Origin of the sequence: Nocardia barduliensis (genome assembly GCF_013315795.1) — a bacterium.
In the GTDB taxonomy this organism is placed as follows: domain Bacteria; phylum Actinomycetota; class Actinomycetes; order Mycobacteriales; family Mycobacteriaceae; genus Nocardia; species Nocardia barduliensis.
Genome location: NZ_JABLTE010000079.1, coordinates 22,771 through 37,616, shown reverse-complemented (window position 1 = coordinate 37,616; position 14,846 = coordinate 22,771). Strand labels below are relative to the sequence as shown.

The 14,846-nt window shown below is 69.9% G+C and carries 14 protein-coding genes and 1 tRNA gene; 13 read left to right on the top strand and 2 right to left on the bottom strand.

What is annotated here, in order from left to right; all coding sequences use genetic code 11:
• Positions 1-571: 571 nt before the first annotated feature.
• From HOV91_RS27725 to HOV91_RS27715, 3 genes are all read left to right on the top strand, one after another.
• Complete coding sequence (locus HOV91_RS27725; protein ID WP_174188304.1) at positions 572-2,848, top strand: polyribonucleotide nucleotidyltransferase; 2,277 nt, start codon at positions 572-574, stop codon at positions 2,846-2,848.
• A 38-nt stretch (positions 2,849-2,886) separates the two neighbouring features.
• Entirely contained in the window at positions 2,887-4,227 is a 1,341-nt protein-coding gene (locus HOV91_RS27720) for a M16 family metallopeptidase (protein ID WP_174188308.1), read from the top strand.
• 145 nt (positions 4,228-4,372) lie between these two features.
• The gene (locus tag HOV91_RS27715; protein ID WP_174188303.1) at positions 4,373-4,792 is read left to right on the top strand and encodes a hypothetical protein; all 420 of its coding nucleotides are present in this window, start codon (positions 4,373-4,375) and stop codon (positions 4,790-4,792) included.
• A 21-nt stretch (positions 4,793-4,813) separates the two neighbouring features.
• Here HOV91_RS27715 and HOV91_RS27710 read toward each other — a convergent pair whose 3' ends face one another.
• Positions 4,814-5,140, bottom strand: a complete 327-nt coding sequence (locus HOV91_RS27710; protein WP_174188302.1) for an ArsR/SmtB family transcription factor — start codon at positions 5,138-5,140, stop codon at positions 4,814-4,816.
• A 92-nt stretch (positions 5,141-5,232) separates the two neighbouring features.
• Here HOV91_RS27710 and HOV91_RS27705 point away from each other — a divergent pair, with 92 nt between their 5' ends.
• From HOV91_RS27705 to HOV91_RS27660, 10 genes are all read left to right on the top strand, one after another.
• Positions 5,233-6,435 carry an MFS transporter gene (locus HOV91_RS27705; RefSeq protein ID WP_246350987.1) on the top strand — a complete coding sequence of 401 codons (1,203 nt, stop codon included), beginning with the start codon at positions 5,233-5,235 and terminating at the stop codon, positions 6,433-6,435.
• 71 nt (positions 6,436-6,506) lie between these two features.
• Positions 6,507-6,582 (top strand) — tRNA-Gly (locus HOV91_RS27700).
• A 391-nt stretch (positions 6,583-6,973) separates the two neighbouring features.
• Complete coding sequence (locus HOV91_RS27695) at positions 6,974-7,408, top strand: Hsp20/alpha crystallin family protein (RefSeq protein ID WP_281370996.1); 435 nt, start codon at positions 6,974-6,976, stop codon at positions 7,406-7,408.
• Between the two features lie 293 nt (positions 7,409-7,701).
• The gene (locus HOV91_RS27690) at positions 7,702-7,917 is read left to right on the top strand and encodes a hypothetical protein (RefSeq protein ID WP_174188300.1); all 216 of its coding nucleotides are present in this window, start codon (positions 7,702-7,704) and stop codon (positions 7,915-7,917) included.
• 23 nt (positions 7,918-7,940) lie between these two features.
• Entirely contained in the window at positions 7,941-8,264 is a 324-nt protein-coding gene (locus HOV91_RS40160; RefSeq protein WP_174188299.1) for a cold-shock protein, read from the top strand.
• Between the two features lie 197 nt (positions 8,265-8,461).
• A complete protein-coding gene (locus HOV91_RS27680) occupies positions 8,462-9,694 on the top strand; it encodes a glycosyltransferase (protein WP_174188298.1) in 1,233 nt (410 codons plus the stop codon).
• A gap of 180 nt (positions 9,695-9,874) precedes the next feature.
• A complete protein-coding gene (locus tag HOV91_RS40890) occupies positions 9,875-10,873 on the top strand; it encodes a PfkB family carbohydrate kinase (RefSeq protein WP_174188297.1) in 999 nt (332 codons plus the stop codon).
• Between the two features lie 423 nt (positions 10,874-11,296).
• Positions 11,297-11,974, top strand: a complete 678-nt coding sequence (locus HOV91_RS27670) for a PAS and ANTAR domain-containing protein (protein WP_174188296.1) — start codon at positions 11,297-11,299, stop codon at positions 11,972-11,974.
• A 132-nt stretch (positions 11,975-12,106) separates the two neighbouring features.
• Complete coding sequence (locus tag HOV91_RS27665) at positions 12,107-12,628, top strand: STAS domain-containing protein (RefSeq protein WP_174188295.1); 522 nt, start codon at positions 12,107-12,109, stop codon at positions 12,626-12,628.
• Positions 12,629-12,789: 161 nt separating this feature from the next.
• Positions 12,790-13,611, top strand: a complete 822-nt coding sequence (locus HOV91_RS27660; RefSeq protein WP_174188294.1) for an RNA polymerase sigma factor SigF — start codon at positions 12,790-12,792, stop codon at positions 13,609-13,611.
• A gap of 33 nt (positions 13,612-13,644) precedes the next feature.
• On the opposite strand, the gene HOV91_RS27655 is transcribed toward HOV91_RS27660, so the two are convergent.
• Positions 13,645-14,598: a helix-turn-helix domain-containing protein gene (locus tag HOV91_RS27655; RefSeq protein WP_174188293.1), complete on the bottom strand. Its 954-nt coding sequence runs from the start codon at positions 14,596-14,598 to the stop codon at positions 13,645-13,647.
• Positions 14,599-14,846 lie beyond the last annotated feature (248 nt).

The following is a 14,846-nucleotide window of genomic DNA, read 5'->3' as shown; positions in this document are numbered from 1 at the left end:
TGGTTGGGGTGGGCTGGGCGCGCGTAGTGGTGGGGATTCGCTGTCGGGTGTGTGTGGTAGGTAGTGGCTGGCTGTCGGCTCGACCCGAACGTCGCTTGCTACTTCGCCTACGCGGCGGCTCGGACGTGAGCCGGGTTGTGAACGGGCAGTGTTCGGTCTCGCTCTGCTCGGAACCATGAGTTGGGCTGGTGGGGGTGCGGGGTGGTAACCGGCCGCCGATACGGGATTGTCCGAGGCGGTCGCTGGTTCAGCCGATGGGGAGACGTACAATCGCTCCGTTGGCTATTTGTGTACAGGGGTGGATCGCCCTCCTTCGCACGACAACATTGCACAGCCGTATGCACCCGCCGCGTGGCGTCGGTCTTCGGTAGTGGCCTATCGGCAGCGAGTTGGCGCCGTCGGGCTTCGATCGATGACCGCCTCCGCGTCGCCGACTCCAAGGGGATTCGGCCGGGTGCGCGCGTCGCAGCCAGGAGGGTTGCCGCGCGTCCGTACCCGGTACGGCTGACGAGAGCCGGATCGCGCCCGATGCGCGCTCGAGCCGGCGAAGACGAGAGGTTGAGAGAGAAGAATGACCGAAACAACTGAACGCAAGAGCTCGGCCGTCGAGGTCGAACCGGGCGTTTTCGAATCCGTCGCGCTGATCGACAACGGCAGCTACGGCACCCGCACCATCCGGTTCGAGACCGGACGCCTCGCCCGCCAGGCCGCCGGTTCGGTCGTCGCCTACCTGGACGACGAGACCATGCTGCTGTCGGCCACCACCGCGGGCAGGCAGCCCAAGGACCAGTTCGACTTCTTCCCGCTGACGGTCGACGTCGAGGAGCGGATGTACGCCGCGGGCCGCATCCCCGGATCGTTCTTCCGCCGCGAGGGCCGTCCCTCCACCGACGCGATCCTGACCTGCCGTCTGATCGACCGGCCGCTGCGCCCGTCCTTCGTCGACGGCCTGCGCAACGAGATCCAGGTCGTGGTCACCGTGCTGAGCCTGGATCCCAAAGACCTCTACGACGTGGTGGCGATCAACGCCGCGTCCGCGTCCACCCAGTTCGCGGGCCTGCCCTTCTCCGGCCCGGTGGGCGGCGTGCGCGTCGCGCTGATCGAAGGCCAGTGGGTCGCCTTCCCGACCACCGAGCAGCTCGAAGGCGCCGTGTTCGACATGGTCGTCGCCGGGCGTGTGGTCGAGTCCGGTGACGTGGCCATCATGATGGTCGAGGCCGAGGCCACCGAGAACGTCATCGAACTGATCGAGGGCGGTGCGCAGGCGCCCACCGAGGCCGTCGTCGCCGAGGGCCTCGAGGCCGCCAAGCCGTTCATCGCCCGCCTGTGCCGTGCGCAGCAGGACTTGGCCGAGCTGGCCGCCAAGCCCACCGAGGACTTCCCGCTCTTCCCGCCCTACGCCCAGGATGTGTACGAGGCCGTCGATGGCACCGCCAAGCGCGAGCTGAGCGAGGCGCTGAGCATCGCGGGCAAGCAGGAGCGCGAGGAGAAGATCGACGAGATCAAGCTCGCCGTGCTCGAGCGCCTCGCCGACGACTTCACCGGACGGGAGAAGGAACTCGGCGCGGCGTTCCGCTCGGTCACCAAGAAGCTGGTGCGCCAGCGCATCCTGTCCGACGGCTTCCGCATCGATGGCCGCGGCCTGGCCGACATCCGCGCGCTGTCCGCCGAGGTCGCGGTGGTGCCGCGGGCGCACGGCTCGGCGCTGTTCGAGCGTGGCGAGACCCAGATCCTCGGCGTCACCACCCTGGACATGGTGAAGATGGCCCAGCAGGTCGACTCGCTCGGCCCGGAGACCAGCAAGCGCTACATGCACCACTACAACTTCCCGCCGTTCTCCACCGGTGAGACCGGCCGGGTCGGTTCGCCCAAGCGCCGCGAGATCGGCCACGGCGCGCTGGCCGAGCGGGCGCTGATCCCGGTGCTGCCCAGCCAGGAGGAGTTCCCGTACGCCATCCGCCAGGTCTCCGAGGCGCTGAGCTCCAACGGCTCCACCTCGATGGGCTCGGTGTGCGCCTCCACGCTGGCGCTGCTGAACGCGGGCGTGCCGCTGAAGGCGCCGGTCGCCGGTATCGCGATGGGTCTGGTGTCCGACACCATCACCAACGATCAAGGCGAGGACGAGGTCCGCTACGTCGCGCTGACCGACATTCTCGGCGCCGAGGACGCTTTCGGCGACATGGACTTCAAGGTCGCGGGCACCCGCGACTTCGTCACCGCGCTGCAGCTGGACACCAAGCTGGACGGCATCCCCTCGCAGGTGCTGGCCGGTGCGCTGAGCCAGGCCCACGACGCGCGCACCACGATCCTGGACGTGATGGCCGAGGCCATCGCCACCCCGGACGAGATGAGCCCGTACGCGCCGCGCGTCACCGCGATCAAGATCCCGGTCGACAAGATCGGCGAGGTGATCGGCCCCAAGGGCAAGGTGATCAACCAGATCACCGAGGAGACCGGCGCCAACATCTCCATCGAGGACGACGGCACCGTGTTCGTCGGCGCGACCGACGGCCCGTCCGCGCAGGCCGCGATCGACGCGATCAACGCCATCGCGAACCCGCAGCTGCCGAAGGTCGGCGAGCGCTTCCTGGGCACGGTCGTCAAGACCACCGCCTTCGGCGCGTTCGTCTCCCTGCTGCCGGGCCGCGACGGCCTGGTGCACATCTCCAAGCTGGGTAACGGCAAGCGGGTGGCCAAGGTCGAGGACGTCGTGAACGTCGGCGACAAGCTGCGGGTGGAGATCGCCGACATCGACAACCGCGGCAAGATCTCGCTCGTGCCGGTCGAGGAGAACGCCGAGGAGCCCGGCGACGACACGGCCGATGCGGGCTCGGCCGGGACCGAGTAGTACTTGTCCCTGTGACGAAGAAGAAGACGACAACCCCTCTGCTCGACTCCGGGCGGGGGGGTTCGTCACTCGAGCTGCGGACGGACACGGACAGCGGAGTGCGGCGCACCGTGCTGCCAGGTGGTCTGCGCGTGGTCACCGAACATCTGCCCGGCGTCCGCTCGGCGTCGGTCGGTGTCTGGGTCGGGGTCGGTTCGCGCGACGAGGGCCCGACCGTCGCGGGCGCCGCGCACTTCCTGGAGCACTTGCTGTTCAAGGCGACGCCGACGCGGTCGGCCCTGGACATCGCCGAGGCGATGGACGCGGTCGGCGGCGAGCTCAACGCGTTCACCGCGAAGGAGCAGACCTGCTACTACGCGCACGTCCTGGACGAGGATCTGCCCTTGGCCGTGGACATGGTCTCCGACGTGGTGCTCAACGGCTTGTGCCGGTCCTCGGACGTGGACGTGGAGCGGCAGGTGGTGCTCGAGGAGATCGCGATGCGCGACGACGACCCCGAGGACCTGGTCGGTGATTCGTTCCTGGCCGCGCTGTTCGGCGACCACCCGATCGGGCGCCCGGTGATCGGCTCCATCGAATCCATCGAGGGGATGCGGGCCGCGCAGCTGCGGTCGTTCCACCTGCGGCGCTACCGGCCGGACCGGATGGTGGTGGCCGTGGCGGGCAACGTGGAGCACGACCACACCGTGGAACTGGTGCATCGGGCCTTCGAGAACCGGCTCGATCCCGCGGCGGCGCCCGCGCCCCGGCGCGAGGGCCGGTTCCGGCCGCACGGCGCCCCGCAGTTGCAGTGGAGTCATCGCGACAGCGAGCAGGCGCACCTGGCTTTCGGCGTGCGCGCCTTCGGGCGGCACGAGGGGGCGCGCCGCTGGCCGCTGTCGGTGCTGAACACCGTGGTCGGCGGTGGGCTGAGTTCGCGACTGTTCCAACGCATCCGGGAAGAGCGCGGGCTGGCCTACTCGGTGTATTCCAGTGTCGACACCTTCGCCGACACCGGGGCGTTCTCGGTCTACATCGGCTGTCAGCCGGAGAACCTCGGTCAGGTGGCCGCCCTGGCGCGTGGCGTGCTGGAGGAAGTGGCCGCCGACGGCATCACCGACGCCGAGTGCGCTCGGGCCAAGGGCTCGTTGCGCGGCGGGCTGGTGCTCGGTCTGGAGGATTCCGCCTCGCGGATGAACCGCCTGGGGCGCAGCGAACTCAGCTACGGCAATCACCGCAGCGTGTCGGAGACCCTGGCCCGGATCGACGCCGTCACCACCGACGAGGTGTCCGCCATCGCGCGCACGCTGCTGGCGCGGCCCTTCGCCGCGTCGGTCGCCGGACCCTACAAGCGCACCCGTGACCTGCCCGCGGCGGTACGGCGGCTGGTGCCGAGCTGAGCTCCGCCGCGGGCGACGGGGTTGCGGCTTGGTGTGAAATGCTTCCGCGCGATATCGTTTCGGCCGCCCGTCCGTCGGCCCCCGCCGGGGGCGCCGAACCCGATTGCCCGGGTGTCGGATCCGGCGATCGCTGCAAGGAGTCGAGATGAACCGAACGAATCGTGCCCTTCTGCTGGGCGCGGTCTCGATGCCGATCCTCGTGCTGTCCGGGTGCGGCGGAACGGATGCGGAGGCGGGCAAGGCGGGGGAGCCGACCGCGGCCGCGCTGCGCGAGGAAGCCACGAAGATGACCGACGCGCTGGCCGCCCACGACTACGCCGCCGCGTACCAGTTCCGTTCCGCGCGTTGCAGGCTCACGCTGAATCAGGACGACTATGTGGCGTCCATGGCGCAGCGCTACGACGGCAGGGACTTGAAGTCCAAGCCGTCGAAGGTCACCGTCACGACGTCTGGATCGACGGGGACGGTCACGGTCGAGCACTTCGACGCCCGCGCGTCCGAGGACGACCGGAAACCGGCGACCTGGACCTTCGTCGACGGGCAGTGGCGCTTCGACAACTGCTGAGCGCGTACGGCCTCGGCCGCGTCATCCCCGCTGTGCACGGTTGGCGGCCGCGATGATCGCCGTCACCAGCCCGGGCAGGGCGGACTCCAGGTCGTCGATGCGCAGGCGCTGGCAGGTGTGCCCATCGACGACCAGGCGCTCGATGACGCCCGCGTCGCGCAGGATCTTGAAATGGTGGGTGGCGGTCGATTTGTTGATCACCTCGTAGAGCGCGCCGCAGCGGACCGCTGTTCCCGCGTTGCCCAGCCGCCGCACCATCTCCAAGCGCACCGGGTCCTGCAGCGCGCTGAGCACCGTGGGCAGCGCGGCCACCAGGGGCTGCTGCTCCGAAGCACGGGCGTCGGCCATGATCTGGCTCACTCTCAGGTTTGATGTTCGTCGTACCGGATGTATCGTCGAGGCAGTTCGACCATCATCAAACTTACCTGATCGGAGTGCTGATGGCAGCGACGATGGCGGTGGCCGCCGAGGAGCGGATCGTACAGCGCTGGGCATACGCCTTGGTGCTCGCGGCCACTGGCGTAGCGCTCGGGGTTTCGGGCGTGCCCGCGCCGCTCTACGGCATCTACGAGCAGCAGTGGCATCTCTCGCCGCTCACCACGACCATCGTGTTCGCGGTCTACGCGGTAGCCGCGCTTGGCGCGGTGCTGGTTTCCGGGCGGATCTCCGACGTCGTCGGCCGCAAACCGGTGCTGCTCGGCGCGTTCGCCACGATGGTCGCCGGGCTGGTGGTGTTCGTGCTCGCCGACAGTGTGGCCATGCTGCTGCTGGCGCGGGCGCTGCACGGTGTCGCGGTCGGCTCGACCGTGGTCGCGGGCGCGGCCGCGCTGCTGGACCTGCGCCCGCACCGCGGCGCGCGGTCCGGGCAGCTCAGCGGCGTCGCGTTCAACGTGGGGATGGCCGTGGCCATCCTGGGCTCGGCGCTGCTGGCGCAGTACGCGCCGCACCCGCTGCGCACCCCCTATGTCGTGATCACCGTCGTCTGCCTGGCGATCGGCGTCGGCGTGCTCGCCCTGCGCGAACCGCACTCCGCCCGGGTGGCCGGACGTATCCGGATCGCGAAACCCGCCGTGCCGCAAGAGATCCGCGCGGACTTCTGGTTCTCCGCCATCGGCGTGATGGCGGCCTGGTCGGTGCTGGGCGTGCTGCTGTCGCTGTACCCCTCGCTGGCCGCGCAGCAGACCGGCATCCACAATCTGGTCTTCGGCGGTGCGGTCGTGGCCTCGACGGCGCTGTCGGGCGCCACCGCGCAACTGTTCGCGACCGGCGTGCCCGCCCGACGGGCCGCGATCCTCGGCGACACCGGTATGGCGCTGGCACTGCTGCTGACCGTGCCCGCCCTGGCCACGCACCACTGGATCGCGGTGCTCGCCGCGGGTGTCGCGCTCGGGGCGACCTTCGGACTCGGTTTCGGCGGTTCGCTGCGGCACCTGTCGGAGGTCGTGCCGCAGCACAAGCGCGGCGAGACGATGTCCGCGTACTACCTGCTGGCCTACTCGGCGATGGCGCTGCCCACCATCCTGGCCGGCTGGGCCGCCACCACCTGGGGGCTGAGCACCGTGTTCCCCTGGTTCGTCGGCGTCGTCGCCATGGCCTGCCTGATCGCGGCCGGACTCGGCCTGCGCCGCAATCGGGCGGCATGAGCGGCGATTGGCTTTTTGCCGCGCGTGTCCGCTAATGTTCTGTGTCGCATCGCGGACGCCGCGACGCGAATGCGGATGTAGCGCAGCTGGTAGCGCATCACCTTGCCAAGGTGAGGGTCGCGGGTTCGAATCCCGTCATCCGCTCCACGAAACCTCCCGGCCGTCTCCCGCCGGGGTCATCCTGAGCACGTCCTCCGGCATGCCTTTCCCGCTGTCGCGCGGTGGTTCGCGCCGAGCGCGGACGTGGCTCTTCCTCGCACATATCGGGCTGGGTGTGGCGGCGAGAATGCTGTCGCGTCACTCCGGCGAGGAGGACGCTCGCCCGCTAGGTCGACTTTCGAATTCTCGGCACGCCGCCCGGAAATCTCGCGCAGCGCGGAAATCCTGTCGGAGGGACGTCGCGGACTCTCGGTGCGATCATGTCTCACCGTGCGTAGATTACCTCTGGCAACCACTTGCATCTGTTTCTTGACGGTGATATAAGAAATCTATCTGAACAAGCACAGGTTATCTCGACCATCGGAGCCGACGGCGTGAGTTGGAGGTGGCGACCATGTTGATGCGTACCGACCCGTTCCGTGATCTGGACCGGTTCACCCAACAAGTGTTCGGCACGGCAGCGCACCCGGCGGTCATGCCGATCGATGCTTGGCGCGAAGGTGAGGAATTCGTGGTCGAGCTGGATCTGCCCGGTATCGATCCCGGTTCGTTGGACCTCGACATCGAACGCAACGTCCTCACTGTGCGCGCGGAGCGTCCGGCGCTCGACTCGGGCCGGGAGACGATCGCCGCCGAGCGGCCCCGTGGAGTGTTCAGCCGCCAGGTTTTCCTCGGAGACGGACTCGACACCGAGCACATCGGCGCCGACTACACCGACGGCGTGCTGCGGCTGCGGATCCCGGTCGCGGAGCGGGCGAAGCCCCGCAAGATCGAGGTCGCCCGCGGGAGCGGCCACAAGGTGATCGACGCCTGACCGCCCGCAGGGTCCAGCACGTTCCGGTATCCACCGGCTCCGCCCCGACCTGTGCCCCGAGCGAGTGATCGCGTCCGTGGTTCCGCGCCCGAGCGGCCACCGCACCCGGCCGGCCGCGAACGCACACCTCGCACGGGCACAGCGAATCACCCGGATAAGAGCGATGAGAAAGGCAGGTGATGCCCGGACCGATCCAACCGTCACGTCACTCTCTTCCGACGCGGGCCCGGCAACGATGTCCGGGCCCGCGGCTCCGTATCCGCGACGGCCTGAAACCAGGAGGCAGGACAACCGTGAACAACTCGACGATCCCCGCCGGTAGCACCGCCGACCGCCTCGACCAGCAGTCACCTGTCGACCGCCGCGAGCCCGCCGGAATCGACACCACAACCCGCACACCGCTGGCCGAACGTATCCGGGACGCCTTCGACCACGCCGACGTGGTCGACCGGTTCGAGCCAGCCGTCCATACCCCGCTACCCGACGACGAATACCCGCTCGCCTATTGATCCGGACCCGGCGCCACGCTTCCATGACGACCACCACGCATCCCCCGAGCAGATCCCGGCATGCGCGTCCGCTGCGCATCCACCGCGACACCGTAGTCCCCGCCACGGACACCGAATGGCGGCACGGCACCGTCGCGTGGTTCAACACCGAAAAAGGCTTCGGCTACCTGGAACCCGACGATCGCACCAGCCCGGTGTTCGTCGACTTCCGTGCCATCGATACGCGCGGGTACAAGACCCTCGCTCCCGGCCAGACCGTCGTCTTCACCACCACCATCACCGACCGCGGCCCCGAAGCGGCCACCGTACGCCCCTACACGTCGCGCCCCTACCGATCCGGTCGGTGATCCGCCGAGCGCGGCACGGGGCCGCGCTGAGTCGCGGCTACCGGCCGCAATGGTCGGTGGCCCTGCGCGACCGGTTTCCGTGTTGATGTTTCGGCGCGGGCGACCAGGGCATCTCAGCAGGTGGCGGGCTGTCGCGGTGCGGCCCGATCGGCTACTGCGCTACTCGATCCAGTCGTCCGCGACGAACGGAGCCAGCAGTGAAGATCGCCATGGTGTCCGACCACGCCAGCCCGCTGGCCGAACTCGGCGGTGTCGACGCCGGCGGCCAGAACGTCCACGTGGCCGAGCTGTCGGCGGCGCTGGCGCGGCACGGGCACGACGTGACGGTCTACACCAGGCACGACGGCTCCCATGCCGAGCGCGAGGTCATGACCGGCGCAGGGTATCGAGTCGTGCACGTCCCGGCCGGTCCGCCCCACCCGGTGCCCAAGGACGAGATCGTCCCTTTCCTCGGCGAGTTCTGCGCCTTCCTGCGGGACTGCTGGGCCCGCGACCGGCCCGACCTGGTGCACGCCCACTTCTGGATGTCGGGCGTGGCGTCCGAACCGGCGGCGCGGCAGCTGGGGATTCCGCTCGTGGTGACCTTCCATGCCCTCGGCTGCGTCAAGCGGCGCTACCAGGGGACCGCGGACACCAGTCCGCCCGCGCGCATCCCGATCGAGCGGATCATCGCCCACCGCGCCGCGCATGTGGTGGCGACCTGCTCGGACGAGGTGGGTGAACTGTCCGGGATGGGGGTGCCGCGTACCCGGATCTCGGTGGTGCCGTGCGGCGTGGATCTGGAGCGCTTCACCCCGGGCGGACCCGCCGACCGGCGCGGCCGGGCGCATCGGCTGGTCTCGGTGGGACGGATGGTGCGGCGCAAGGGTTTCGACCTCGCGATCGAGGCTCTCGCTCAGCTGCCCGACACCGAACTGGTCATCGCGGGGGGCGAGTCGGGCGACGATCCGGAAATCCGCCGCCTGGCCGGGGTCGCCGCCGAGCACCGCGTGGCCGAGCGGGTGCGGCTGATCGGGCACGTCCCGCACACGGCGATGCCGGGACTGCTGCGCTCGGCCGATGTGGTGCTGTGCACGCCCTGGTACGAGCCCTTCGGCATCGTGCCGCTCGAGGCCATGGCCTGTGGCAAGCCGGTGGTCGCCACCGCCGTGGGCGGTCTGCTCGACACCGTCTGCGACGGGACGACCGGGCGTCTGGTCGCCCCCGCCACGCCGGAGGCGGTGGCCGCGGCGGTCCGTCCGCTGCTCGCCGACCCGGTCCTGCGCGAGACCTGGGGGACGGCGGGACTGCGCCGGGTCCGGCGCGGCTATTCCTGGGACCGGGTCGGCGTCCGGACGCTGGACACCTACCGAGCCATCGCGTCCGGTCGTCCCGCACGCGGCACGAGGCCCGCCGTCGCGCCGCCGGTGACGCCGGAAGGAGCGACGTGAACCGGCGTCCGGCACGGAAACCCGGCGCCGTGCCGATCACCGGTGGGAAGCCGGTGACCGGTCCGTCCACCCAGAGCTCTCGGCCGTGACCGCCGAGCGCGCGAGGGGGCGGCGGTCGAACGTGCTCGTGTGGCACGTGCGCGACTCCTGGCTGCCGTCGTTCCGCGAGGACGACCTACCGTGACGGGCGGTCCGCTCGTCGTGATCGGCGACGCGCTGCTCGACATCGACGTCGACGGCCGCGCCGACCGGTGCAGCCCGGAATCGGCGGCTCCGGTCGTCGAGGTCGCGAACCGGACGTTCCGGCCGGGTGGCGCCGGATTGGCGGCTCGGCTCGCCGCGACGGACCACCGGGAGGTGGTGCTCATCGGGGGTTTCGCCGCGGACGAGGCGGCCGGGCGGCTGCGGGGGCTGCTGGATCGGCACGTGCGGGTCATCGCGCTGCCCCTGCGCGGTTCGACCGTCTGCAAGCAACGGGTGCGCGCGGTCGGCCCCTGGGCGCGCGCGAACGGGCACCGCAAGGCCAGGAAGCTCCGGCGGCCCGTCCTGGTCACCAGAATGGATTCCGGCACCGGGCGAGTCGGCGCGGACCCGCTGCCCGAGGAGGCGCACGCCGTGGTCGCGGCGGCGCACGCGGTACTGGTCTCCGATTACGGCCGCGGCATCGCGGCCCACCCGCAGATCCGTGCGCTGCTGCGCGCGCACGCCGCCCACGTCCCGGTCGTCTGGGATCCGCATCCGCACGGGCCGGTCCCGATTCCGGGCGCGGCGCTGGTCACCCCCGGTCGCGCGGAAGCGCTCGCGCGGCTGTCCGGCCGGCTCGACGAGGGACCGGACCTGTGGAAGCTCGCCAAGGGGTGGGCCGTGGACGCGATCGCGGTGACCCTCGGTTCCGAGGGCGCCCTGGTCTGCCTGCGTGCGTCCGGCAAACGCCTGCGCATCCCGGTGCCCGCCGCCGTGAAGGCGCCCGACGGCTGTGACACCTGCGGCGCGGGCGACCGTTTCGCCGCGACCGCGGCAGCCCTGCTCGGTGCGGGCAGCGCACCGGAAAGCGCGGTGCGCCGTGCGGTGATCGCGGCGGCCGAGTTCGTCGGCTCCGGCGCCGTCGAGACGTTCTCGGAGTCCGAATCGGCCCTGCTCCCGGAATCGGCTCCCACATGGGACGTCCGGTGGGCGTGACCCCACGCTCGGTGATCCGCTGCGGGCGTGCCCGCGCCGGATACCGCTGCTCCGGTGCGGCGGCAGGCGCGCACGCGCGGACGTGACTTCGCCTGCGCGCGTACTCGATCGGGATCGCCAACCCTCCGCGCTGCCGGTCGCCGTGACATCTCCGGTGGCCCAGGCGTTCACTCGCGCGCCGGCAAACCGGGTCGGCAAGGCATCCGGGGCCGTCACCGGGCCTGGCCTGCCTGATCCGAACGCGGATGACATACTGGGTCGGCAAATCACCGGCTCCGACACGAAGTGTCGGTGCGCCGGCCGTTGAGTCAACAGCGGATATCCCGGTCGAACCGTGCACGGCCGAGCGCTGCCCGCGAGGGGTGCGCCGGTGCGGTACTCGCGCGGCCGCAAGCCCTTGTCTGTCGGAGAGGCATCGCATTCATGACTCAGCGCACGCAGCCGTGCACGTCCCCGGGGACCGCCACCGGCTCGCCACCCGCCGAGCAACCCGCGGTCGGCAGTTTCCGGTTCTGGTTCGCCACCCGTCGCTGGGAGTGGTCCGCCGAGGTGTACCGCATGCACGGCTACCGGCCGGGCGAGATCGAACCGACGACCCAACTGCTGCTGGCGCACAAACATCCCGACGACCGCGTCCACGTCGCCGAGACGATCACACGCGCCATCGACCACGGCGCGCCCTTCTCCAGCAGGCATCGGTTCATCGACCTGTCCGGCCGGGAACACACCGTGCTCGTCGTCGCCGACCGCATTCTGGACGACATCGGCGCCCCCGTCGGTACCTCCGGCTTCTACATCGATCTCTCCGGCACCTTGGAGGAGGCCCAGCAGGCCATGCTCGCCGCGACCCTGCCCGGCCTCTACGAGAATCGCGCGGTGATCGAGCAGGCGAAGGGGGTGCTCATGCGCATCTACCAGATCAGCGCCGATCAGGCGTTCCAGGTGCTGCGCTGGCGGTCCCAGGAGACCAACACCAAGCTGCGCGCGCTGGCGCAGCAGTTGCTCACCGAACTTCCCCTCGTGCCGCCGCCACCTGCGGACCTGGTCGCGACGTTCGACCACATCCTGCTCACGGTCCACGAACGGATACCCCGCGAGTGACCTCGCGGCGACTTCGTTTTTCGGACCGATGGCCCCGGCCGGCTTCGTCTGCCGGGCTGACATCGGCCCGCGCGTCCTGAAAGGCTGGGAAGCACGCGGTCTCGTGCCCGAAACCCGCGGCCGGAGGTGCGCATGTCAGGTCGGTACGGCACGGAGACCATCCGGACGACCGACGGGCTCGTCCTGATCACGTATGGTGAAGTGGACGCGGCGAACGCCGACGGCTGGTTCGCGGTGATGGCCGAGACTGTCGGAAATCACTGTGGCACAAGCTCGCTCCCTTCTTCGGTCATCGTCGACCTCTGCGAAGCGGGTTTCCTGTCCTGCGCGGGCGTGCGCGCGGTGTTGCGGCTGGCGGAACGCGGTGCGCGAGAGGGCATCACCGTCCGGATGACAGTGCCGGACGACGGCCCGGTGTCGCGAATCGTGGACGTGCTGGCGGTGCGGCAGAACGTGCCGATCGTCGCGTGCCGCCTGCCCGCGGCGCACGCCGCCGAGCCACCGCGCGAGCGCCGCTCACCCGGGGCGGTGCGGCCGGAAGACGTACTCGAGCGGACCGGAGACGGTCCGGCAGACAACGCGGTGTCGCCGTGCACGCGGATCATCGACCGCACTGCTCCGGTCGCGGATCTCAGCGACGCCGAGCCGAGCTGAGCGGCGTCGAGAACGACCGTAGGGACCGCCGGCCGTCCACTATACGAACAGACCTGCCCGCTACCGCTTGACATCGTCGTCGGGCGGTATCCGGCGACCGTCGCCTCGTTCACCACTTCGTGAGCGCGTCGACCGCAGGTGAAGGCGAATCGAGGAAGCGCATGGCATTGGCGACCACGAACCACCGGACCGCTGTTCCGCGGCGGACCCGTCGCGGAACCGACAGCTACGACGGCATCGAACCGTGGCTGGTGAACCTGTGCGCGATGGACGACGACGACCCCGAACGCCCGCGGCTACGGGAAGCGATCGTGCGCCGGTGTTTGCCGCTGGCCGAGCACATCGCCCGACGTTTCATGGGTCGGGGCGAGAACTACGACGACCTGTACCAGATCGCCGCGGTGGGGTTGGTGCTCGCGGTCGACCGCTTCGACCCGGATCGTGGACCGTCGTTCCTGTCGTTCGCGGTCCCGACCATCATGGGCGAAGTGCGCCGCCACTTCCGGGACCACAGCTGGGCCGTGCGGGTGCCGCGCCGGATCAAGGAGATCCAGCTGACCATCGGCCCCGCCGTGGAAAGGCTCTCCCAGCGCCTGGAACGGATGCCCACCGCCCTGGAGATCGCCGTGGAGTTGAACATCGATCTGCTGGAGGTCACGCAGGCGCTGCTGGCGGGCAACGCCTACTCCACCAACTCGATCGACGCGGTCGTCGAGGACGACGAGACCGGCGGTGCTTCGGTCCGGGTCGCCGAGACCGTCGGCGAGGAGGACCCGTCCTACGAACTGACCGACGAGGCACTGGCCGTCGCGCCTTTGCTCGCCGAACTGCCCGCGCGGGAGCGGCAGGTGCTGCGCATGCGCTTCTTCGAGGGGCGTACGCAAGCGCAGATCGCCGAAGCGCTCGGGGTCTCCCAGATGCACATCTCCCGCGTCCTGTCGCGGACCATCGCCGACCTCCGCGAGCGCGCCATGCGCGACTGAGCACGGCATCGGATGCCCGGGGCGTCCGCCGGATCAGTCGTTGAGCGTCGTCAAGGGAGTTCGTCCGTACGCCTCGCGATAAGCGGTCGCGAATCGTCCGGGATGGCCGAAGCCCCAAGCCGCGGCGATCGAGGTGACCGTGTGACCGTCGTCGGGCGAGCAGTCGCGCAGTTGCTCGTGCGCACCGCGCAGGCGCAGCCGCCGCAGATACGCCATGGGCGTGGTGTCGAGGTGGCGCCGGAACGCCAGTTGCAGGGCACGGACGGTGACGTACGCGGCGGCGGCGACGTCGGTGACGGCGATGTCGTCGCGGACGTGTGACTCGAGGTAGGCCAGCGCGCGCCGCACCGTCTCGGGATGGGCGTCGTTGCGGTCGCCCGCCGTCGGATCGGTTTGCGCGGTGCTGGGCAGGGCGTGCAGCACGCTGGCGGCCAGATACTGCGCCGCGGTGGAGGTGATCAGCGGTTGCTCGCGGGCGGTGTGGTCGGCGGCGAGGTCGCCCAGGTGCTCCAGCACCCGGGACAGGTGCGCGGCGGCCGCGGTGGAGACCGGCCGGTGACCTGTCAACCGGACCGGCTCGAGGTCGTGATCGGGGCTCGTGGCCGCCACTCTGGTGAGCAGCGCAGGGTCGAACATCGTGATCCGGTAGCGGGCGTGATGGATCACTCCGGAATAAGGCAGGTCCGGGGGAGTGAGCACACCGACATCCCCGGGATTGAAGTATTCCGTGCCGATGTCGCGATAATTCTCTTCGATCGCGCCCGACTCCACCCGGCACAGGCATATCTTGCCCAAGGGCTGCGCGTCATAGCTCATGTCGAAGCCCAGTTCGAGTTCGTCCAGGCTGACGGGACCGAGCACATCCCGCCTGACGTTCGCCCGGACCGGCGTTCCGGCGCTGTTGCCGATCCGCATGGTGGTGTAATTGCGATTGAGGAATTCCTCGGTATCGCTCAAGCTGTCGCTGCGAAAGGCGAAAGACTCCATCGGCGCGACACTCCTGCTTTTCGGATACGGCATCTCACCCGGCACGTCGTCAGGGTGTGGGCCGAGCGGCTGTACTCAGCGTTCGGGCTGGTCACAACCGTTCGTCGGCAGGAAGCTGCCACGCGGTTGGTACCTCGTTCGGTGGCGGCGACCGGAGTCCCGCCACATCGTGATGAGGCGTACCCGGATTCCTCCCGTTCAATCGCGGCACTTTCGTTCGATCGGCTCGCGCGGTCTCGCGGTGTTTC